Origin of the sequence: Hymenobacter norwichensis DSM 15439, from assembly GCF_000420705.1 — a bacterium.
Classification (GTDB): domain Bacteria; phylum Bacteroidota; class Bacteroidia; order Cytophagales; family Hymenobacteraceae; genus Hymenobacter; species Hymenobacter norwichensis.
In genome coordinates this window covers 527,992-549,962 of sequence record NZ_ATVL01000008.1, presented here as the reverse complement: position 1 = coordinate 549,962, position 21,971 = coordinate 527,992, and the positions used below count along the sequence as shown (strand labels likewise).

The window sequence follows — 21,971 nt, the reverse complement described above, 5'->3', positions numbered from 1 at the left end:
AAAAGCCGCTTTAAACTCGTATGTAAACAAATTCAAAGCGTAATTTTGTTGGTGAGTGACAAATTAGCAAGGTGAAAGTATAAGCTCAACAATAGGAATATAAAGTTGTGTTAAGCTCGGCTATATAGCACTGGATCGGCCGTAAACTTAAGGTTCACAGCCGATCCAGTGCCCGATACACATGCTACTCTCAGTGCCTTATCAGCAAGCTCGCCGCTGCTTTACGCTGGCACAGCTACCTGGTCTGGCGTATCAATGCGGTTACCAATGGGGGCCTGCACCGGAGCCACGGTTACTATCACAAACTTCGAGGTGGGGGTGTTGCTCTTGTAGGCCACGCTGCCGATGGGTACCAGCACGTTGCCCTCGGGGAAATACATGGCGCAGTTGCCCTTCGGAATGTCGTAGGGCACGGCAATGAACTTCTCGGCGTGCCGCTGCTGCCCCTCGAAATGGCTGGTGATGTTCACCAGGTCTTTAGCTTTGATGCCCCGCACGGCCATATCCTCGGGGTTGAGGAAGATAACGCGCCGCTCGCCATGCACGCCCCGGTACCGGTCGTTGTAGTCGTACACGGTGGTATTGAACTGGTCGTGGCTGCGCATGGTCATCATCACCAGTTGGTCGGGCTCCAGTACATGCTTTTCGTAGGGCGTGCAGGTGAAGTTGGCCTTGCCGTTGTCGGTGGTGAATACCCGCTCTCGGGGGCCATTGGGCAGGTAGAACCCGCCGGGGTGGCGCACCTTCTCGTTGAACTGCTCGAAGCCCGGAATGGTCCGCTCCACGTAGTCCCGAATCAGGTCGTAGTTCTCGGTGCAGCCCACCCAATCCACGGTGCTCCGGCCATCGAGGGTGGCAATGGCCATGCCGCACACAATGGCTACCTCGCTCAGCATTTCGCCGGGTATGGGTTCCAGCACGCCTTTGCTCATGCTTACCACGCCCATCGTATTCTCGCAGCTCATAAACTGCTGCCCCGATTTCTGCATGTCAATATCGGTGCGCGACAAGCAGGGCAGCAGCAGCGCCATTTCGCCATTCACGAGGTGGCTGCGGTTGAGCTTGGGCGTGATGTGCACCGAGAGGCGCAGCTTGCGCATGCCTTCGGCCACAAACTCGGTATCGGAGCAGGCTGAGAGCATGTTGCCGCCCAGCGCCACAAATACCTTCACCTGGCCGTCGTGCAGGGCTTTCACGGCTTCCACCGTGTCCCAGCCAAACTCGCGCGGCGGCTCGAAGTTGAATTCCTTGGCCAGCGCATCCAGGAAGTTTTGGGTGGGCCGCTCCCAGATGCCCATCGTCCGGTCGCCTTGCACGTTGGAGTGGCCGCGCACCGGACACAGCCCCGCCCCCGGAATGCCCACCGCGCCCTTCAGGAAGTGCATGTTGGTGATTTCCTCGATGGTGTACACGCCGTTTTTCTGCTGCGTGAGGCCCATAGCCCAGCACGTAATGATTTTCTTGTGGCGCGCAATCAGGCTGGCGGCTTCCTGAATCTGGCTCCGCAACAGGCCACTGGTTTCCTCTATGTCCTCCCAGCTGGTGTTATTCAGGTTTTCCAGTAGCTCGGTGTAGCCCGTGGTGTACTCCGTGATAAAAGCGTGGTTGAGCACCATGCCGGGGTTGAGGGCTTCCATTTCCAGCAAGCACTTCATCAGCCCGCGCAGCACCAGCTGGTCACTGTTGATGCGCACTTGCAGGAAAATGTCGGTGATGGGCGTGCCGTCGCCGATTAAAGTGCCCAGGGCCTTGATGGGGTTCATGAAGTCCTGGGGGTTTTTGAAGTGGTTGAGGCCGGCTTCAATCAGGGGGTTGATGCTGATGATTTTGGCGCCGTTGCGTTTGGCCTTCTGCAAAGCCGTGAGCATGCGCGGGTGGTTGGTGCCGGGGTTCTGCCCAATAATGAGGATGACTTCGGCCTCATAGAAGTCGTTGAGCGTAACCGACGCCTTGCCCAGCCCGATGGTGTTGGTGAGGGCCGCGCCGCTGCTTTCGTGGCACATATTGGAGCAGTCGGGCAGGTTGTTGGTACCGAACTGCCGCACAAACAACTGGTACAGATACGCCGGCTCGTTGGGCACCTTACCCGAGGTATAGAAAATGGCTTCGTCCGGCGACTTCAGCGCGTTCAGTTCCTCACCCACCAATGCAAACGCCTCATGCCACGAAATAGGCGTGTAGTGCGTGGCGCCCGGCCGCAGCACCATCGGGTGCGTAATGCGGCCCGCGTTGTTGAGGTCCCGGTCGGTCATGTGCGACAAGTCCACCAGGCTGTGTTGGGCGAAGAACTCCGGCCCCACCGGGTCGGTCTGCGAGTCGGAGGTGGTGGCCTTGGCGCCGTTTTCGCAGAACTCGGCTACGGAGCGGTGGTCGTCGGGGTCGGGCCAGGCGCAGCTGGAGCAGTCGAAACCGTCTTTCTGGTTGAGCTTGAGCAGCGCGTGCGTACCCCGTATCGGCCCCTCGTAGCCCACCGCAAAAGCCCCCGATTTCAGCACCGCCGTTAAGCCCGCCGCCACCTTGGCCCGCGGCCCCAGCGTGAGGCCAGTGAACTGCTCGGGCGGCTGCGCCAGAATAGGGTGCTGGCGCTTGGCCCCGAGCGTGTCGGGCGCTTCCATGATGCGCTTGTCGGCGTCGGGCTTGTCGGAAGTGGCCCAGTGGTCGTTGGTGGGGGCGGCGCCTTGGTCGGGCCGCTCGCCACTTTTGGGCACGTTGTTGCTAGCCGTTTGCTGTTCGGTTTTGCCGGCTTTGCTGGGGTCTTCGGCAGGAGATTTTTCCATGATGTTAGAGCTTGGAAAAGGAGTGTCGTGAGGAGCGAAACAGCCGGCTCGGCAACGCCAGAACTAAACCTAAACGTCATGCTTCCTCCGGCGGGCGCCAGAAAAAGCATGACGTTCTGAGGCAAGCAAACTGGCGGGCGTGCGGCTGATTAGAGCTTACAGGTTCATCGTGTCCTTGATGTTGCCCATAATGGTGTCCGTCAGCGTCATCTGCTCGGTTTGAGCGTGGCCTTCGGGTACGGGCGGCGCCAGCTTGGGCTCGCCACCCAGCGGCGCGGCTTTCTTGACGTGGAACTCGCCTTTGCCGTCAATAGAAGGTCCCGAGGCCCAGCGCCCGGCCGGTGTGCTACCGTCGCCGCTGTTGATGTAGGTGCTCACGAAAGCGTAGTTGAAGTCCTGCACTTCCTGGCTTTGCGGGAAGGAATTCGGAATAGGGTGCACGTTTTGTAAGCCGCCCAGGTCCTCAATCACGGCTAGCCACTGATTTTGGTGCATGGTGTCGCGAGCAATCAGGAACGAAAGCATGTCTTTCATGCCGGGGTCGTCGGTCATTTCCCAGAGGCGGGTGGCCAGCAGCCGGCCTGTGCTTTCGGCCATTACGTTGGCATACATATCGGCAGCGGTATTGCCGCTACCTACCACCCAAGAGCCGTTGAAAGGCACTCCATTGGCATCAGTAGCCAGGGCCGCCATGCCCGAGGAAAGTAGGTGGCGCGGGTCCATGCCACCCATGATGGCGCCTACCACTTTGTCTTGGGCCATTTCATCTTTCAGGCTGGTGGGGGCGCCTTCCAGGTTCAGGGCCACGGCGGTGGCCAGCATTTCGATGTGGGCTATTTCTTCGGTACCGGTTTCCAGTAGCATGTCGCGGTACTTCACCGGGCCGCGCGCGCCCCAAGCCTGAAACAGGTATTGCAAACAGACGCGAATTTCGCCCTCAATGCCGCCAATGGCCTGCTGTAGCATGCGCGCAAAAACGGGGCTAGGCTTGTCAACCCGTACTTTGTACTGAAGTTCTCTGTCGTGGTAGAACATGGACTGAAAGTGGTTAAGTAAAGAGTGCACCCACCAGCCGGTAGGCCCACTTTTATACGTCTCGCCTTCCGGTGCCAGCCGCGGGAGAAACCCGTAATTAGCCTGCGGTTCGCCGCAAAATTATCGTCATATATACTTAGTAGTCAGGTTTAAATGGCTGAGCTTGGTGGTGTTGCCAGTGCCAGCGCTGCTTAGTTGAGCTGGGCATTGATGGTGCAGAGTAGCCGGGTGGCCCCCTCGCGCAGCACCCAGTTGCCGGGCTGCCCGGTCCAGTGCAAATTGCCGTCAGCGCTGAAGTGGTTGGTGAAGTTCAGGGAGTGCACGCGCAGAGTTTCGGTGCCCACCTGCTGCACGCGCAAGTGTTCCACGTATTGCAGTTCCAGCTTACCTGAGTCGAGGCAGCTGGGGTGCAAAGCCAAGTTGTGCGCCAAAGACGGCATGGCCGCCGAGGGGTACAGCAGCCCATCAAACGACGAGCCCAACTCACAAGCTTCGGCCACCGCAATAGACAGCCGGTAATGGTGCGCCGTATCGGGCGACACGGGCCGGGTGAAGGCCTTGGTCAAGAAAGCGGCAGCGTCGCGCACTGGCATAGGCATCTGCGCCAATACGTGCCGCAGTGCTTCGTCCCGGTCGGCGTGGGGGTCGTCGGGGCACTGGTCGGCGGGGTGGAAGCTAACCAGGCGCAGCGGCTGCCGACTAATCCAGCGGCTAATCAGGATTTCGTCGTTGGGCTGCACGCCGGCCTCGAAGAACGGCGGGTGCCAGGTGGCGCTGGCGTAGAACATGGGCGCCCCGGCCCGGTTGGCCCGTTGGTTGTGGGCCACTCGCTCCGGCGGCGGATAGGATACCTGCTGCACTTGGCTGGGAAGCTCCTGGCACGGCACGCCGCGGTACACCAGAGTGCCAGCGGGCAGTTGCAGGCAGCGCATAACCGGCTCCATGAGTAGACGCCGGACGTAACTGGAAAGTTGTTCGATGGAATGCCGCCGGCAACTCAGTTGCCGCAGCCTCCTAAGTTGCCGGCGAAGGCCAGCTTCAGCGAGGAGGGTGGGCAGTTGAACATTCATTTGTTGTAAAGGAATCTTGATTGGGTGGAATCCGGGAACTGATCTTGCAGCAGCAGAGGAGGGCCTTTGTAATTGGCCGCTGGTTGCAGACATAGCAGCAAGTTTAGCCCACTGGCCGCTAGCTGTTCCAGTACGGCCCCACTCATGCCGCACCAATGCAAAGTCACGCCGTTCACGTGGGCCAGACGATCGGCGTTCAGAATGGCGCGCTGACCCTGCCAAGTCATAGGCATGAGGCGCTGGCAATCAATCCAGACAACCAGTAATCTGCTGGCAATGGCTTCCTGGAGGGCGCATTCCAGTTGCCGGGCCGCTACCGCATCGGTGCAGGCCCCACGTAGGCTGACTCCTACATTCCCGCCAATTCGTTGAACATGCGCATTAAAGTCGTTCATCATCCATCAGCACGAATCCAATTATCTTCCCAACAAAGCTATTTACTCGTTGGGCCGCCTTAGTAAGGAGAAATGCTGATTTGCGGCTGCGGCTTACGCTGATTCTGGCACTGCGTACTCGCCCGGCGCTCGGTGCCCAGCCGCAAGGCAGCCCGGCGGTTTGGTTTAGCCCTGGGCCTATTGCGCAGCAAACCATAGCAAAGGGCCACAAACACGGTTTGTGGCCCTTTGCAGCAACTAAGCTAAGCAATGTGTGGCGCTTACTCGGCTTTCTCGTTGATGTAGTTTTTGGCCAAGTCGTTGAGCTTGGTGTCCGCCAGCTGCTCTTCTTCCAGCGTTTTGCGCAGCAAGTCGGCGGCTTCGGTGTGGCCCAGGCGCTCGGCAAAGTGCGCTGCCGTGCCGTAGCCGGAAATTTCGTAGTGCTCGATGCGTTGCGAAGCGGCAATCAGAGCCGCATCCATTACCTCCTCCGTGGCATTCTCCGACATGGTTTCCTGGCCTTCGGCAATCAGGCCTTCCATGGCTTTGCAGGTGTGCCCGCCCAGATCAAGCTCCAGGTCTTGGCTGATTTGTTCTAGCCGGGCCACTTGGTTTTCGGTTTCGCGCAGGTGCCGCTCGAAACCGCGGCGTAAGCGGCCATCTTTGGCGGCTTCGGCCATCTGCGGCAGCGCCTTCACCAGTTGGTTTTCGGCACTGTACAAGTCCTTCAGTTGCATCTCAAACAGGTCGTCGAGGGTTTCAAGCTTTTCAAACAACATAACGTGGGAAAGTAAGGTGGAATAAAAAATCAGCCGACGATATCCGTGGCTGATTTTTTTACGCCTAGGCTCACCCATCGTTTCTACTCAGGCTGCCGCTGCAAACTGTCTAAAGCTCAACTAATAAATAAGTAAAGTGCTAGGTAATATATTGAAAAACAATGTGATATAAGGATGTGTCTGTTTATCCAGCGAAAATGGTGCCTACTGGTAATACCCCAAAATCCGTACTTCTTGCAAACATTTCAGTACAAGTCGCACAGTACGTAGTTGGAGCACTTAGAGGCCCCGGTTGTACACGCTAATAGCCTGCCGCGTATTGTTCTGGCTTTTGCCACCGAGCACCAGCGGCACCAGCAGAAACGGAATGCTACCGTAGAGCAACGGCGAGATAGTAGGGCCAGTGTTGGAGTTCAGCGTGGAGGCCAGCCCCGCTATAATCAGGCCCCCGGCGGCTACGTAGCTCAGGGTGGTGTAGCGCTGGTAGTTGCGGGCCTGCAGCAGCAGGTTGGTAGAAGTTTGGTTGTCGGCAGTGGCCAGCAGCAGGTTGCGCACACTCAGGTCTTCAATCGGGCCGTTGTCTTTGCTGAAATACTCGGTTTTGGTGGTGCGATACATGGGACCACCGTAGCCGTAGGGCCCGCCAAAGCCTCCGTAGCGGCCGTATCCGCCATAGCCGAAGGGGCCACCCATACCGTTGCCAGCATACTGGGTGCTGGTAATAGAATACAAACTGATGCGCCCCACTTTGTCGCGGCGCAACGTGGTTTCGCGCTTCGAGCGGCCGGGCAAAGTGGTGCGCACGTAAAAGCCGGTTTCGTCTTCGTAATAGCGCACCGCGTCCAGGTCAAAGCGCTGCTGCCCGTCTACGAGCAAAAACGAGCGGCCTAGCAGTGGCTGTTTCACTAGCACATCGTAGGCTCGGTACACCTGCCCGGTTTTCAGTCCCACGGCGTAGCGCGTAGTATTGGCTGGCGGAAGCACCGTCTGCTGTTGCTGACGCTGCTGCTCCCGCACCGAGTCGGGCAGCACCGGCGGCGACGCTAGTTGGCGTGGCGCGGCGCGGCGGGTGGTATCGGGGCGGGCCGGTGCGGCGGGCGGCAGCGTGTTAAGCTGGCGCGGGCTTTCCTGGGCTTGCGTGGCAATGGGTAGCGCCAAGCCAAAACTCATCACCAACAAGGAAACCGAACGATGCATCATGGTGGGCAACAAATTTAAAAGGAAAGGTGCGTTAGAGCCAATGGCGGTACAATAAATGCCCATTTTAGGTTTATTAACGTGCGGCTGGTGTTGGTCTGAACTTTAGGTTGTAATCAACGATTGCCTGCTGAATATTTTCTTCCTTTTTACTGCCAATCAGCAGCGGAATAGCAATGAGAGGTAAGCCCCCATAAACAAGAGGTGAAATAGCTGGCTTGGAATCGGAATTAGGATCAACAGTTGCTACAAGACCGGCTAATAATAGGCTCCCGCCTGCTATATAACAGATAGTGGAATACGCTTGTTGACGTCGAGTTTTTAGCAGCAAGTTAGTTGAGGCTGGATTTTCGGTTGTAGATAACAGCAGGTTTCTCAAATTAAGACTTTTGATAGGGCCGTCATCTTTGGTGAAATATAAGGCATTACTTACGTTGTAATAAACTGAGAATCTATCGAAGCCATTATAATGAGACTCTGTAATGCAATAAGATTTAATGCGGCCTAATGCATTGAGCCGCAACGTCTTCTCATGCTTAGAGCGGTCAGATAACATAGCCCGCACATAAAAGCCAGTTCCGTCTTCGTAATAACGTACCGTATTTAAATCAAATCGCTGCTTTCCATCAAGCACCAGTACAGGCCCACCTAAAAATGGCTGCTCAGTATCAATGCGATAAGCGTTGTACACTTGCCCAGTTTTTAGGCCCACAGAATAGGAGTATCTAATTGTATCCGGCAGCTGAGTTCTATGCTGTAGCATCTGATTTACTACCTCTGTGATAGTAGGCAGTGTGGTAGTAGCCTGCTGTGGTTGATGAGTAGGTTCTGTAATTGAAGTTTGAGAATTTAGTTGACGTACCGCTCCCTGACGTGTAGTATCCTGTTTTAACGATGGCAGCGTGTTAAGTTGGCGCGGCCCGTCCTGGGCTTGCGTGGCAACGGGCAGCGCCAATCCAAAACCAACCACCAGAAACAAGGCCGAACGATGCATCATAACAGACAGGCAACAGGATAGAAAGTGCAGAAACAAGGTAACGCCCGAAAGGCAAAAGCCGGTATCCTGATAAGCGCTGGGCCCACCAGCCGGGGCGCTATTTTAGCAGCTTTTCCAGCAAACTCATGCTATCTACCATATCAGCCGACGTTTCGAAGTCCAGAGGCTTCAGAATGTAGCCGCTCACGCCCAGGTTTTGCGCGTTCAGCCGGTCCATATCCAGGGCCGAGGTGGTAGTAATAAACACCGGAATATCTGCTAGCTCAGGGTTTTTGCGGATTTCCGCCAGAAACTCGTGGCCGTTCATTTTGGGCATGTTCAAGTCCAGCAGTATCACTTCGGGCAGTGGCCGGATGGGCTCCGCACCGTTTTGCCCAAGCAGCAAATCGAGGGCCTCCAAGCCGTTGAACGCCGTGTAGAGCTGGTGCTGCACACTGAATTTCTCGAAAGATTTCTTGACGGTCATCGTGTCAAAAAAGTCGTCTTCAACAAGCAGAACAGAACGCATAAGGGAGAATGATGAAGTTGTGAAGAGGGAAGTTGCGAACGATGAGGTGGAAAAACGATGAGTTTAACGTGCTACCGGCGCCACTTGCGCAGATTGTGAAGACGCGTTGAACTCACCATTGTATTAGCTCACTATCTCACTACTTGGGCCATGTGAAAACGAACGTGGTGCCCTGGCCGGGGGATGATTCAACGTGGATGGTGCCTTTTTGCTCGTCGATGATTTTCTTGACAATGCTAAGCCCAATACCGGTGCTTTCGGCTGTGTGCCGGTCGCGTAAGGTCTGGAAAATCAGAAATATTTTCTCGTGGTACTCGGGCGCAATACCCGGTCCGTCGTCTTGCACCCGAAACTCGTAGCAGCGCCCCACGTCCTGGCAGCCGATGGTGATGATGCCGGTGGGTTGGTGGTGGTACTTCACGGCGTTGCCCATCAGGTTGGTGAATACCTGCTCCAAGCCCAGCCGGTCGGTGAAGAACGTAGGCAACGGGTCGGGGCGTAGCACCCGGAAGTGGGCAGGTACTACCATATCGGCCACGTTGCTCACCAATTGGTTGACGTTTACCTCGGTGTTTTCTTGATTGGCCCGGCCGGCGCGCGCGTAGGCTAGCAGCCCGTTAATCAGGTCCTCTAGCCGGTGAAGCCGCCCTTTCATCATGCCCAAATACTGGCTCATTTGAGGGCTCAGCTCGTTGGCTAGTTCGTCTTCAATCCATTTCACTACCGTAGTTACGCCTCGTAACGGCGCTTTGAGGTCGTGGGCGGCCACATAGGCAAACTGGTCAAGCTCTTTGTTGCGGTTTTGCAGAGCCGTGAAGTTTTCTTCCAGCGTTTGAGTCATGCGGTTCAACGACGTGGCTAGGTTGCCAAGGCTGTCCTGCTGGTCTTCGTTCCTGATTTTCACGGTGTAGTCGCCCTGCACCACCCGGTCGGCTAGCCCCTCAATGATGTCGATGCGGCGTGCGGTATCATCGTTTACTTGGCTTAACTCAGTTTGCAAATCCTGGTTGGCCTTCAGCTCTTTAGAAATCTTCACGAACAGCCACAACACGATGATGATGGCCAGCACCGCCGCCACCACAATGGCTACTGGCGTAGTGTTTTCATAGAAATCTTGGTTTTGCATTCGCTCCCGCAATAGCACCTCCTCGGAGCTGCGCATGCGCGTAAGCACCATCCGCAACTGGTTGAGGTTGTATTGGTCGGCCCGCACTAAGTCTCGGGCCGTGAAGGGGGAAGGAGCCATGCGGGCCCATTGCCCCAGAAAAGCCCGTTCCTCGCCCACCATGCGGCGCAGCGTATCCAATCGGGCCTGCTGCTCGGGATTGTCGCGCACGAGCAGTTGCAGTGAATCAAAGTTTTCTTTCGATGCCTGAAATCCGTCGTTGAAAGGCAGCAGGTAGGTGGCGTCGCTGAGTAGCAGGTAATTGCGCACGGCGTTTTGCGCATCCCGGATTTTGGTGCGCAGGTCGGAGGTATGCTGAAGCACCTGGTTGGTGTGCTCGACCTGCCGCGTGTAAAATGAAAGCTGCTCAATGCTCTTGTATGCCCCCAACGACGTGAGTAGCAGAACCGACAAGGCAAGGCCAAAGCCCAGGATAATTTTGGTGTTGAGCTTCAGGCGCATCGAGGCAAAAACATAGAAACAAAGGTGAAGGCGCTTACGCACCTGTAACGATAACGGTTCAGTTCAAACCAACCGTGGGTTAACTGCCAAGCGTGGGTAGTGGCCGGTGCCGCGCGTATCTTCGCCCGCTCGTGCTTTCCTGCTTTGCCGCTATGCCTGCTCCCGACCCCATTACCAGTCCTCAGAATCCGCGCATCAAAAACCTGCTCAAGCTCCAACAAAAATCGTCGGAGCGCCGCGCGCAGGACCTTACCATCGTGGAAGGGCACCGCGAGCTAACTATTGCCCACGGCGCGGGCGTGCCCATTACGGCCCTGTTTGTGTGCCCGGCATTGACCAGCGAAACCCAGCTGCGGGAACTGCGCGCTTTGCTCGGCAGCGGCACTACCGAGTGGTTTGAGGTATCGAAGGCGGTGTTCGAGAAAGTGGCCTATCGGGAAGGCTCCGATGGGGTGCTGGCTTTGGTGCAGCCGCCGCGCCTCACGCTGGAAAGCCTGAATCTGCCCGCCGCGCCGCTGCTGCTGGTGCTGGAGTCGGTGGAGAAACCCGGCAACCTGGGCGCCATCCTGCGGACTGCTGACGCTGCCCAAGCCACAGCCGTTATCGTCTGTGACCCACGCACCGACCTCTACAACCCCAACGCCATCCGGTCCAGCATCGGGTGTAGCTTCACAGTGCCCACGGTGGCTACCACCCGCGCCGAACTGCTAGCCTGGTGTCACCAACACGGCATCCGAACCTACGCCGCCGCCCTCACCAACCACGCCGTACCCTACACCACCTGCGACTTCCGCGGCCCCACGGCCCTCGTGATGGGCACCGAAGCCGACGGTCTTACCCCCGAGCTAATGCAGGCCTGCGACCAGACTATCATCATTCCTATGCGCGGCGCCATTGATTCTCTCAACGTTAGTACCGCCACCGCTATTCTCACCTTTGAAGCCGTGCGCCAGCGGGAATAGCGGAGTGGCGTATACAACCTGAAGCTATTCGTGCCACTGCAGCTCGCCGGCCCGCGCCGTGGCACGTGGGCGCAGTTGCTCATCAAACAGCCAGAAGTCGGCGCGGTAGCCGGCCGCCAAGGTGCCTACTTCAGAGGCCAGCCCCAGCACGCGGGCCGGGTATAGCGAGGCCATGCGCAGCGCTTCGGGTAGCGGCAAGCCCACGTGCTGCACGCAGTTGCGCACGGCTAGCGGCAGCGTCAGGGCCGACCCCGCCAGTACGCCCTGGGTATCCACGTAGTGGTCGGCTTGGCGCTGGAACTGGTAGGCACCTTGCTGGCTGTCGGTTACGGCATCGGTAATCAGAAAAAGCCGCTCCCCCATGATTCTCTGACTGATGCGCACCGCCGCAAAGTCGCAGTGCACGCCGTCGGCAATAATGCTGGCATAAGTGGTATCGGCATTGTACACGGCCCCCACTAGCCCCGGCTCCCGTCCCTGTAGCGCCGACATGGCATTGAACAGGTGCGTAGCCGCCGTAAAACCCGCCCGAAAACCCGCTGTCGCCTGCGCATACGTGGCATTCGAGTGGCCCGCCGATAGCACTACGCCCGCTTCCAAGAGTCGCGCCAGCACGGCGGGCGTTGCTACCTCGGGCGCCAGCGTTATCATTTTTAGTACGCCTTCCCCAACTTTTAGCAGCTCCTCAATTTCCGCTACCGTAGGCACTTTGATGAATTCCAGCTGATGCGCACCCTTTTTTATGGGGTTGATGTATGGCCCTTCCAGATGGATACCTAGCAAGCCGGGCTGCTGCCGCTGAAATTCTCGGCCAACTTCCAGGGCGGTCCGCATCATGGCGCCGGAGTTGGTGGGCATGGTAGCCAACAAACCAGTGGTGCCGTGCCGGAAGGCGTGCGTGGTAAGGGTGGCCAAGGCTTCCTGGCTGGGCTCCACCGAAAAAAGCTGCCCATTGGCCCCGTACACCTGCAAATCGAGCAGAGCCGGAGCTACGCTCAGGCCGCGCCCGTCCACCAGTGGTATATCACTTGGGGTATCCGTTTCAGGTAGTACTGCCACTATGCGCCCGGCTTCAACAAGTAGCGCGTGATGGGGCAAAACTGCCGCACCGGTGTATACTGTACAGTTTCGGAGCAGGTAGCGCATGGCAGGTATAAGTGAGGGTGAAACCAGCGCGAGTTGTGAAACTGGCAACTGGGCATGAATGAAATCAGTGGCTGGTAAAGGCCTGGCCACCCCAAACCGCGTATGAGCAGCAGGCCGCCGCAAGTTTGCGGTTTGATTTGCCATCCACAAAAGTTACCTGCCGCATGAGCATCGAACACCGCACCTACCAGATACACGGCCGTGTGCAGGGCGTATTCTACCGCCAAAGTGCCCGCGCCGAAGCGCAGCGCTTGGGCCTTACCGGCTTCGCCCGCAACAACCCCAACGGCACCGTCACGATTGAAGCAGAAGGCCATACCGAAGCCTTAGATGCTCTGGAAGCCTGGTGCCACCAAGGACCACCCACCGCCCGCGTAGACAAAGTGGAAGTTACTTCCGGCTCGGTACAGGGGTACCCCGTATTTGAAGTGCGCCACTAAGCGCCCGTCGAAGCAAGCACTTAGTGGCGCAGATTATTCGCGGAGTTGGTACTGGCTGTTAGCGGGTAATTTCCAGCCAGCCCTTGTAGTTAATGCCGCATTCAGGCCGGGTGGCCAAATAGTAATATAAGCCTGCCGGTTGGGTGCCGCCTTGCCAGGTGTTGTCGTAGCGGCGCGAGTAGTACACCTCCTTGCCCCAGCGGTTGAACACACGTAGCTCAGCGCCTTGCAGCGGCCCTAGCAGCTTAAATTGGTCGTTTTTGGTGTCGTAGTTAGGCGTAATAATGTTGGGAGGGCGCCGGAAGGTCAGGGGCTTTATCTCGAACCGCTTCTCGGCTATGCACAGGCCGGGCGTAGCGGTAGCCACCGAGTAAGTACCTGGCTCTGATACGCTAATGCTGCGGGTGGTTTCACCCGTATTCCAAAGGTAAGTGCCCGTGCCACCGGCATCCAGTACAATCGGCTCGCCACACTTCACTGAGTCGGTACGGACCTGGGGTGGAAGGGGCGTAGTAGCCACCACCAGTATAGAAGTGGTATCTGTGTTGTTGCTGCACTGCAGAGGTGGACGGACTTCCAGCCGTACTCGGTAGCGCCCTTCTGTGGCAAAGCTATGCAGAGGCGCAAAAGAAGTATCGATGGGAGAACCATCACCGAAGTTCCAACGGTAGCTGCTACCCCCAGTGCTGGTGTTCGTGAACTGAACCAGTAGGGGGGCGCAGCCTGGTAATACCGGAGCTATCGACGCCCGTAAGGGCGCAAGCCCTCCCGAAAACGAAAATTTGAATATGCCGCCGGCATTGCTGGCAGTGCCTATTCGAGTGGGAGCATATACGCCGGGTGTGGTCGGGAACTGGTTGGAGGTGGTGCATTCCACGTGGTACAAGTCGCCGGTACGGGTAATCTGGTTGGATGCGGCAAAGTGCAGGTGTGTTTGGGATATTGTGGAACCTCCTGCTTGTGGGCCACCGAAATAGGAGCCGTACACTAAGGTTCTGGCATCGCCCAACAGCGCGCACAGATATAAGCTGCGTGGGTTGCGTTGCAACGCATCAGTGGAGAGAGGAGCCGATTGAACTGTGGTGTAAGCACTGAATAATATCCGGCCGCAGGCATCAGTGCCAAACCCTGTAATGTAGTTGGAGTCCAGGAAGTTAGTAGCGTTGTTAATCCCAATTTGAGTGGCAAAGGCGGTTTGCGTTAGGGCTGGGTTCAGGCAATGTATAAATACCCGCCCCGTGGCCGTGAGCGACTGAAACACCCCCGCAGTAGTAGGATACCCCCCGAGCGTGGCGCCCGCCACCAGAATGCGGCCACTAGCATCGATGTCTACGAAACGCGCTATATCTGCCTGGTTGGTGCCCAGATACGTGCCACTTGCTACGCTGTTGCCGGTGCCGCTGAGGTTCAGTACGAAGCCATCTGTATTCCCAAACGTTACGCGGTTGAGGCCAACGGCTCCTAGCGGAAAATTGGAGCTGGCAGTGGAACCGCACACGTAAAGTGAGCCATTGGCGGCCAATACCATGTCATTTACTTGGTCTTCCCCACTGCCACCCAAGTACGTCGACCAGATGAGCGTGTTGAGGTTGCCATCCAGCCGGGCCACAACTCCCTCAACGCTTGAGGTGCTGGGGCGGGTATTTTGCAAGCCGTTGCGGGTAGGAAAGTCGTTGGAAGTGGTGATGCCGCCTACCAGCACGTCGCCGTTTGGCGCTACTACGATGCTGGACGCCTTAGCCGACAGGGAACTGCCTTCCATGCCTGCGCCGCCCAGATAGGTGGAACCCCGCAGCTGGGTGCCGGCTGTGTTAAAGCGGGTAATCACGTAATCTTGGTTTCCTGCGTTGGTTCGGTCGTACCCACCACTTGGCAGCAGCGGGTAGTTGCTTGAGCTGGAAATGTTCAGCAGGATAGGCTCTTGGTTGCTGCCGAAAGCAATATCAAGCGGATATTCCTGGCCACTGCCCCCCAGATAAGTAGCAAATAAGAGCGCCGTACCTGCCGGATTAAGCTTCAGCAGCCCAATGTTAAGCCCTTGCTGTTGCGTTTGGTAGGCCCCCACCGTAACCGGGAAAGGAGCAAGAATTACGTACCCCGCCGTATACACCTGGCCCTGCGCGTCGGCGGCGGCTACGTTGGCCGATAAGCTCCCGCTAGCACTGGAATACGTACTGAATATCAACGCCGGATCAATGGTGAGGGCCCAGCGAGGATTGCGCTGGAGCACGGTAAAATGCACTTCGTGCCCAGCTAGTACGTACTGGCACTCCACGGGGTGGCGTCGGCCACTAGCGTCGGTTTGCCAGGCTATGGGTGCTTGCTCCGTAATTACGCCCAGCGAAGTGTGTAGTTGCAGCGCTCCATTCACTACTTCCAGCCCGTCGAGACCTTCGTATTGCAGCCTGATAATTTCAGGGTCGGTGCCAGGGGCTAACTCGTAGTCGTATTTCAGCTGGCTAGCAGCCGTGTGCCATACCATATCCACGCCGGGGTAGAGTTGCCGGTAGCGGACAGCTGCAAATAGCGGCACTTGCGTGGCCCATTGGCTGGGCTGGTTGCCGATAAAGTAGTTATGGTAGGTGGGTAGCACTTGTTCACCCACCGCTGCACTCATTGATTGAGCCCCCAATAGGCGAGTACGGAACGCATGCCCCCGAATTAGTTGAGGTGCACTGTCGTCGGCGTGGTGGCCGTCTTCCTGCGCTTGCAAATTGTAAGAAAACCCGGTTGGCTCCAAGAAGAGCCGGCCCCCCGGTATATCAGCGGCAAACTGCACCTGCGCTGGCCATTGCCCTTTGTTGGCGATAAACTGATAGGGGGCTGCCGCATGCATACTGAATGCAATAAGTACGGCCCAAAGCGTGAATAGAAGTTTCTTCATTGGTAGCTGCTCCAGCCGATTACTGGTAGCCTATAGGATAATGGGGGAGGAATTTAATGCGTTAAATATAGAGTAATGATACCGCGCAAATTCCATTCCGAAAATGGTGTTTTCAAGCGAAAGGCAAAGCCACCGAAATGCCTGCTCAATTTGTATTGACGGCACTCTGACAGAACCCAAAGCCGTACGTGTGAATGGAAAATAGCATAGACAGATATAGCAACTTCCCTACTCAGACAGCTATATTGAACCTACTCCAAGCCTGTTTTATGTTTGCTATGCGCCTGTTTCTGCTAGTACTAAGTTTGCCTATAGGACTGCTAGCTTGCTCAACTAAATCAGAACAGCCAGCGGCCATAATGTCTTCGACGCCGGCATCAGCTGAGTTTACGCGCTACTGGTACAGCGGACAAGCCGAGCTAAGCCGCTACCAGCTGTTGCAAAACCGTTACGATGATGTGCATCCGGGGGAGGCAATATTGGTATTCGTGACCGAAGATTTCCTGCCGGGCAAGCAAGTGAAAATGGAAGGCGGGCCCACTAGGGAAACTAGCACCTCAGTATTGAAAATGAACCAGATGCGCCGCTTTGCCACCGGCATCTACGACTATTCTATCAACACGTCGGTGTTCACGCCCATTAGTGCCGGCCAGTTTCCGCGCACGCTCAAAGTGGCTACCTCAGTGCAGGATTGGTGCGGCCAGACGTATACTCAGCTCAACCTACGCCGCAATACATACCAACTCGAAGCGCATTCCTACTTTCAGCAGGAAGCCGACCAAACCGATTCGCTCGACGCCGTGGTGTTGGAAGATGAGTTGTGGACCCGCTTGCGCCTTGACCCGAAAACCCTGCCGCTAGGTGACGTGCGCATTATCCCAGGCACGGTGGCGTCGCGGCTACGGCACCAGCCGCTACACGTGGAAACAGCCCACGCCGAACTGACGCGTTATAATGGTCCTGTCTTCAAGCCTGCTCAGGCTGGTGCTGCGCTGCAAGCCTACACGCTTACATACCCAGCCACCAACCGGACCCTTCGCATTGTGTTCGAGGAGGCTTTCCCTTATCTTATTGCTGGTTGGGAGGATACCTATGATGGTCAGATGAAGCTAGGAAACCAGACTTATGGCAGTTCCAAGCTCCTAACAACCCGCGCCATTCGTACGGCTACCCTTAAATCCGACTATTGGCAGCGCCATACCCCCGCTGATTCAGTGTTGCGCCAGCAGTTGGGCACCACCGGATTTGGCAAGCCATAGGTACTCACGCAGCAGCGAAATACGCCTTCAGCATTAATGTAGCATCGTGAGTTGAGGAAGAACGTGGTGCTATACGCGCCGTAACTCTTTTATCCACACTTCCAATGGCTCGGCGGCATACAACAGGGGCGGCCCCACCGGCGTTGGGAGGCCGTGGGCTTCTACCAGCGTCGAGTCCCACTCGCTCAAAGTAGCTTCCCGTAACGTCCAAGGCTCGTGGTAGAGCTGGCCGCGCCAGAGGTTGGTGCCGCGGATGTCCTGTAGTAGATTAGGACCCGCGGTGTACAGAAAATACCGCTCCGTCAGGAAATGTGCCAACGAGCCGGGCCGGGCCGGCGGTAGCAAGTTGCCCGGCTTCCAAGAGGCCGCAAATGTAGCCGGCGCCGCGCCTTGGTGGGTACGTTCCGCTATGGCCCGGAACGTGCCATTGGTTTCCTGCAAACTGATGTGGGCGTGCAGATACGGGAGATGAAACAGCGTGCGGGCGGCCCACACGCCCAGCGGGTTGGTGGCATCCAGGGAGAGAAACCACACGCCCGGTATCCCGTCCAGCCGGGCGTACGTGCGCACGTTCAGTTCGTGTAGGTGGTTCAGGCCCGGCACGGCCGGCAACCCCAGCGGCCGAATGCCGCTCATCGTGAAAGGCACCACGCCCAGCCACGCCTGTCCTTCAAACAAATCTAGCTCTAACCGCTCCGGCAAATAGGGCCGCAACAGTTCCGGTGCTACCGGCCAATGCGCGAATAATAGTTCACTCCACCGCTGCCGCATTAGAGGTAGGCGGGGGCGGATAGGAGATACGAAAGAAGTAGTAGGCATGAAAATGAAAAGGACGAATCCATTCTACAACACAGCGAAGTCGGCTTGTTCTTGCCAAGCGCAACAAAAAAGGGGACGACCACCGGCCGTCCCCTTTTTCTATAAATAGTAATTTGAAAGCTAGTCTACTTTCTTGGCGTAGCGCAGACGCTCGTTTTCGTCGAGCAGAATCTTGCGCATCCGTACCGATTTCGGGGTCACTTCCAGGTACTCATCCTTCTGGATGTATTCCATGGCTTCTTCCAGCGAGAACTGACGTTTTGGAACAATTTTCGCGTTTTCATCCGAACCGGAAGCACGCATGTTCGTGAGCTTCTTGCCTTTCTGGATGTTGATGGTCAAGTCATTCGGGCGGGTGTGCTCGCCGATAACCTGGCCAGCGTATACTTCCTCACCTGGATCAACGAAGAACTCACCACGGTCCTGCATCTTGTCGATGGTGTAAGCGGTGCCAGCACCCGTGTCCATCGAAATCAACGAACCAGAGATACGGCCAGGAATTACACCTTTGTACGGCTCGTAAGCCGAGAAACGGTGGTTCATGATGGCCTCACCAGCAGTAGCAGTCAATACGTTGTTACGCAAGCCGATCAAGCCACGAGCGGGGATGTTGAACTCCAGGTGCTGCAAGTCGCCTTTTGGCTCCATGATAGTGAGCTCGCCTTTGCGCATCGTCACCAGTTCAATCACCTTGCCGGCAGTTTCCTCGGGTACGTCTACCACCAAGTGCTCCACTGGCTCCAAGCGGTTGCCGTTATCGTCTTCTTTGAAGAGAACCTGAGGCTGGCCTACCTGCAATTCGAACCCTTCGCGACGCATGGTCTCGATGAGTACCGACAAGTGAAGGATACCGCGGCCGTACACCAAGAAGGTGTCTTCCTTGTCGGTTTCCTTCACGCGCAATGCTAGGTTTTTCTCGGTCTCTTTGAAAAGACGGTCCCGCAAGTGACGCGACGTTACAAACTTGCCCTCCTTACCGAAGAACGGCGAGTTGTTGATGGTGAACAGCATGTTCATCGTCGGCTCGTCGATGCTGATGGTAGCCAGACCTTCTGGGTTTTCAGCGTCAGCCAGCGTATCGCCGATGTCGAAGCCTTCGATACCGGTTACAGCGCAGATTTCACCGGAGCTAACCTCGGCTACTTTCGTGCGGCCCAGACCCTCGAATACTTGCAATTCTTTGATTTTCACCTTCTTAATGGTGCCATCACGCTTCACAAGGCTCATGTTGGCGCCTTCTTTCAGCGTGCCGCGGTGTACCCGGCCAATGGCGATACGGCCCACGAACGACGAGTAGTCGAGCGAGGTAACCTGCATTTGCGGGGTACCATCCAAGGTCGGCGCTGCTGGAATCGAAGCTACAACGGCATCCAAAAGCGGAATGATATTGTCGGTCTTCACTTTCCAGTCGGTGCTCATCCAGCCCTGCTTCGAAGAGCCGTATAGCGTCACGAAGTCCAGTTGGTCTTCGTTGGCGCCGAGGTTGAACATCAGGTCGAACACCTGCTCGTGCACCTCATCGGGACGGCAGTTTTCTTTGTCCACCTTGTTCACCACCACAATCGGCTTCAAGCCCAGGTCGATGGCTTTGCCCAGCACAAAACGCGTCTGGGGCATGGCGCCTTCGAAGGCATCGACGAGCAGCAATACGCCGTCGGCCATCTTCAGTACGCGCTCCACCTCACCACCAAAGTCGGCGTGACCGGGGGTGTCGATGATGTTGATTTTTACGTCTTTGTAACGCACCGAAACGTTTTTCGATACGATGGTGATGCCTCGCTCACGCTCCAGGTCGTTATTGTCGAGGATCAAGTCGTCGAAGTGCTGGTGGTCGTCGAAAAGCTTCGAGGCGTGGATGATCTTGTCCACGAGCGTGGTCTTGCCGTGGTCAACGTGCGCAATGATTGCGATATTCCGGATGTTCTGCATACAATGGGTTTTCCGGGTGCAAAGGTAAGCAATTTCAAACGCAAAATCCTGGCTACTTGAAAAGTTAACTTCCTGACACAGAAACCAAGGCGCTCTAGCACGAACCGAACGTATAGCTGGCTGCGTATGTTCTTGCATAAGCCCGACACTACGGTTTGGCTTGCTGAAATTCTTATCTGCTTCACCACATGCGCTCTTCCCTTCTGATTCTGCTCTTATCAGCTCTGACCTTGAACTCGGCCTGCTCGCAGAAAAAAAGCAACCGCGACGCCAAAATGGACGCCTCGGACTCACCTACTACCGGGGCTACACCCGTGAAGGCTGTGGCAGCCAAATACCCGGTTCCGAAGGTGGTAACCGGTAAGCCCGACGAGTTTCCGGTGCGCAAAACCGACGCCGAATGGAAAAAGCAGCTCACACCTGCCCAATACTTCATTCTGCGCCAGCAAGGTACCGAGCGGCCCTTCGTGAACAAGTATGCCGACAACCACGAGAAAGGCAATTACTACTGCGCCGCCGACCACAACCTGCTATTCTCGTCGGAAACCAAGTTTGAGTCGGGTACGGGTTGGCCGAGCTTCTGGGCCCCAGCCGCAGAAGGCAGCCTGAAAGTAACTGCTGATAATAGCCTGGGTATGAGCCGCGACGAACTGGTGTGCGCCAAGTGCGGCGGCCACCTCGGCCACGTCTTCAACGACGGCCCCAAGCCTACCGGCCAGCGCTATTGCATGGACTCCGACGGCATGTTGTTCGAGAAAGCCAAATAATCCGGTTTACGTAAATACCAGTAGCCCATTGGCCATTGCAAGCCAATGGGCTACTTTTTTTGTTGTTAAGCTGAAGCGTAGCAAACGCCACTTATCTTCTTCAACTATGCACACCCAAGTTCAAGACCCTATTCTGCATTTGCAGGAACAACTGGCCCCCCTGCGGGCGCAACTGGTAGCCCACGATGTGTATCGTGCCTTACACTCGCTGGAAGATTTGCAGGTGTTTATGCAGCACCACGTATTTGCGGTGTGGGATTTTATGTCGCTGCTGAAAACCTTACAGCGCGACCTAACCTGCGTGACGGTGCCGTGGGTGCCGCAGGGCAATCCTGCCACGCGCCGGCTCATCAATGAGATAGTGCTGGAAGAGGAAACCGACGTGGACCAGCAAGGCCAGCCTGCCAGCCACTTCGAAATGTACTTGCGCGCCATGGAAGAGTGCGGCGCTGATACTGCCCCTGTGCACCGCATGATTGGCGCGTTGGCCGTAGGAGAAACCATGGAGCGGGCCTTGGAAATAGCTGATGCGCCTGAATCGGTGCGGGGCTTCGTGCTGGAAACGTTTCGGATTATCAACTCCGGCCAGACCCACGCCGTGGCAGCGGCCTTTACGTTCGGGCGCGAAGACGTCATTCCCGATATGTTCCGCCACCTCGTCAACGACTTGCGCCAGCGTTTCCCCAGCCAACTCGACACGTTCACGTACTACCTCGACCGGCACATTCAGTTGGATGAGGAAGTGCACACGCCGTTGGCCCAACAAATGGTGCGCGAACTGTGCGGCACCGATGCGCAACGCTGGCAGGAATGCCAGGACGTAGCCGCGGGCTGCATGCAGGCCCGGCTAGCTCTCTGGGACGGGGTTCGGGCAGCAGTAACAGCGCCGGTAAGCCAGTAAATATCAATCAATAAGCCAACCCCACGGTGGGCTGATGCGTTGTAAGGAAAAGCCGCTCCAATCGTTGGGGCGGCTTTATTTTTCAACCGATGAAAAACATTTTCTCCCGTCTGCTTACCGGTGCGCTTCTGCTGGGTGTTGGCAGTCTTACCACCTCCTGTTTCACCACTCAGGAAAGCGCCGCCGAAGTGGACCGCCCCCGCGTATCAAACCAGATTACCACCGATGCCGAGCGGCAGGCGGCCTATAATAGCGGGGCCGGCTACGGCGGCTCGGTGCCCGATGCCACCCCCGGCCGGGTTCGGTTGGGCGAGCAGGCCAGCGGTATTAACTCGCGCAAGCGGCCCGAAACCCTGAATACCAACGACCCCAACACCACCCCCAACGAAACTCGCCTGAACCGTCTCAATGGGGCTCCCGCGCAAGCAGTACCGCGGCCCTAGCCTCCACCAGCTTAAAACCATCAACGGCCCGCGGCTTCCACTTGGAAAGCAGCGGGC

19 protein-coding genes are annotated in these 21,971 nt (G+C 56.8%); 6 read left to right on the top strand and 13 right to left on the bottom strand.

The window, feature by feature from the left end; translation table 11 throughout:
* Positions 1-221: 221 nt before the first annotated feature.
* The 9 genes from G536_RS27755 to G536_RS30670 form a co-directional block, all read right to left on the bottom strand.
* On the bottom strand, positions 222-2,777 hold the full coding sequence (locus tag G536_RS27755) for an FdhF/YdeP family oxidoreductase (protein WP_022824104.1): 2,556 nt from the start codon (positions 2,775-2,777) through the stop codon (positions 222-224).
* Positions 2,778-2,933: 156 nt separating this feature from the next.
* Positions 2,934-3,812 carry a manganese catalase family protein gene (locus G536_RS0113360; protein WP_022824103.1) on the bottom strand — a complete coding sequence of 293 codons (879 nt, stop codon included), beginning with the start codon at positions 3,810-3,812 and terminating at the stop codon, positions 2,934-2,936.
* A 191-nt stretch (positions 3,813-4,003) separates the two neighbouring features.
* Positions 4,004-4,882, bottom strand: coding sequence for an RES domain-containing protein (locus tag G536_RS0113355; RefSeq protein ID WP_169515097.1), 879 nt, complete (start codon positions 4,880-4,882; stop codon positions 4,004-4,006).
* Positions 4,879-5,280: a hypothetical protein gene (locus G536_RS32190; RefSeq protein WP_022824101.1), complete on the bottom strand. Its 402-nt coding sequence runs from the start codon at positions 5,278-5,280 to the stop codon at positions 4,879-4,881. The genes G536_RS0113355 and G536_RS32190 overlap by 4 nt, the downstream gene beginning before the upstream one ends.
* Before the next feature lie 257 nt (positions 5,281-5,537).
* Positions 5,538-6,035, bottom strand: a complete 498-nt coding sequence (locus tag G536_RS0113345) for a YciE/YciF ferroxidase family protein (protein WP_022824100.1) — start codon at positions 6,033-6,035, stop codon at positions 5,538-5,540.
* A gap of 279 nt (positions 6,036-6,314) precedes the next feature.
* Entirely contained in the window at positions 6,315-7,235 is a 921-nt protein-coding gene (locus tag G536_RS0113340; protein WP_157530613.1) for a hypothetical protein, read from the bottom strand.
* A 73-nt stretch (positions 7,236-7,308) separates the two neighbouring features.
* Positions 7,309-8,229 carry a hypothetical protein gene (locus G536_RS27750; RefSeq protein ID WP_033370117.1) on the bottom strand — a complete coding sequence of 307 codons (921 nt, stop codon included), beginning with the start codon at positions 8,227-8,229 and terminating at the stop codon, positions 7,309-7,311.
* A gap of 97 nt (positions 8,230-8,326) precedes the next feature.
* On the bottom strand, positions 8,327-8,737 hold the full coding sequence (locus G536_RS0113335; RefSeq protein WP_022824098.1) for a response regulator: 411 nt from the start codon (positions 8,735-8,737) through the stop codon (positions 8,327-8,329).
* 139 nt (positions 8,738-8,876) lie between these two features.
* Positions 8,877-10,364 (bottom strand): sensor histidine kinase, encoded by a 1,488-nt coding sequence (locus tag G536_RS30670; protein WP_022824097.1) that lies wholly within the window; start codon positions 10,362-10,364, stop codon positions 8,877-8,879.
* Positions 10,365-10,516: 152 nt separating this feature from the next.
* Here G536_RS30670 and G536_RS0113325 point away from each other — a divergent pair, with 152 nt between their 5' ends.
* Positions 10,517-11,326: a TrmH family RNA methyltransferase gene (locus G536_RS0113325; RefSeq protein ID WP_022824096.1), complete on the top strand. Its 810-nt coding sequence runs from the start codon at positions 10,517-10,519 to the stop codon at positions 11,324-11,326.
* 24 nt (positions 11,327-11,350) lie between these two features.
* On the opposite strand, the gene nagA is transcribed toward G536_RS0113325, so the two are convergent.
* Positions 11,351-12,472, bottom strand: a complete 1,122-nt coding sequence (nagA, locus tag G536_RS0113320; protein ID WP_022824095.1) for an N-acetylglucosamine-6-phosphate deacetylase — start codon at positions 12,470-12,472, stop codon at positions 11,351-11,353.
* A gap of 164 nt (positions 12,473-12,636) precedes the next feature.
* Here nagA and G536_RS0113315 point away from each other — a divergent pair, with 164 nt between their 5' ends.
* Positions 12,637-12,912 (top strand): acylphosphatase, encoded by a 276-nt coding sequence (locus G536_RS0113315; protein WP_022824094.1) that lies wholly within the window; start codon positions 12,637-12,639, stop codon positions 12,910-12,912.
* Between the two features lie 58 nt (positions 12,913-12,970).
* Here the strand turns inward: G536_RS0113315 and G536_RS0113310 are convergent, their stop codons facing one another.
* The gene (locus G536_RS0113310; protein ID WP_022824093.1) at positions 12,971-15,796 is read right to left on the bottom strand and encodes a DUF7948 domain-containing protein; all 2,826 of its coding nucleotides are present in this window, start codon (positions 15,794-15,796) and stop codon (positions 12,971-12,973) included.
* A gap of 359 nt (positions 15,797-16,155) precedes the next feature.
* Between G536_RS0113310 and G536_RS0113305 the strand changes: the two genes are divergently transcribed.
* Complete coding sequence (locus tag G536_RS0113305; protein WP_051166951.1) at positions 16,156-17,055, top strand: hypothetical protein; 900 nt, start codon at positions 16,156-16,158, stop codon at positions 17,053-17,055.
* Between the two features lie 69 nt (positions 17,056-17,124).
* Here G536_RS0113305 and G536_RS0113300 read toward each other — a convergent pair whose 3' ends face one another.
* Both G536_RS0113300 and typA read right to left on the bottom strand, forming a co-directional pair.
* Positions 17,125-17,874 carry a YqjF family protein gene (locus G536_RS0113300; protein ID WP_022824091.1) on the bottom strand — a complete coding sequence of 250 codons (750 nt, stop codon included), beginning with the start codon at positions 17,872-17,874 and terminating at the stop codon, positions 17,125-17,127.
* Positions 17,875-17,994: 120 nt separating this feature from the next.
* Positions 17,995-19,803 carry a translational GTPase TypA gene (gene typA, locus G536_RS0113295; protein WP_022824090.1) on the bottom strand — a complete coding sequence of 603 codons (1,809 nt, stop codon included), beginning with the start codon at positions 19,801-19,803 and terminating at the stop codon, positions 17,995-17,997.
* Between the two features lie 188 nt (positions 19,804-19,991).
* Between typA and msrB the strand changes: the two genes are divergently transcribed.
* The 3 genes from msrB to G536_RS0113280 all read left to right on the top strand — a co-directional run bounded on the left by msrB (position 19,992) and on the right by G536_RS0113280 (position 21,914).
* Entirely contained in the window at positions 19,992-20,570 is a 579-nt protein-coding gene (msrB, locus tag G536_RS0113290) for a peptide-methionine (R)-S-oxide reductase MsrB (protein ID WP_022824089.1), read from the top strand.
* 106 nt (positions 20,571-20,676) lie between these two features.
* On the top strand, positions 20,677-21,471 hold the full coding sequence (locus tag G536_RS0113285) for a DUF3050 domain-containing protein (RefSeq protein WP_022824088.1): 795 nt from the start codon (positions 20,677-20,679) through the stop codon (positions 21,469-21,471).
* A gap of 89 nt (positions 21,472-21,560) precedes the next feature.
* The gene (locus tag G536_RS0113280) at positions 21,561-21,914 is read left to right on the top strand and encodes a hypothetical protein (protein ID WP_022824087.1); all 354 of its coding nucleotides are present in this window, start codon (positions 21,561-21,563) and stop codon (positions 21,912-21,914) included.
* The last annotated feature ends 57 nt before the right edge of the window (positions 21,915-21,971 follow it).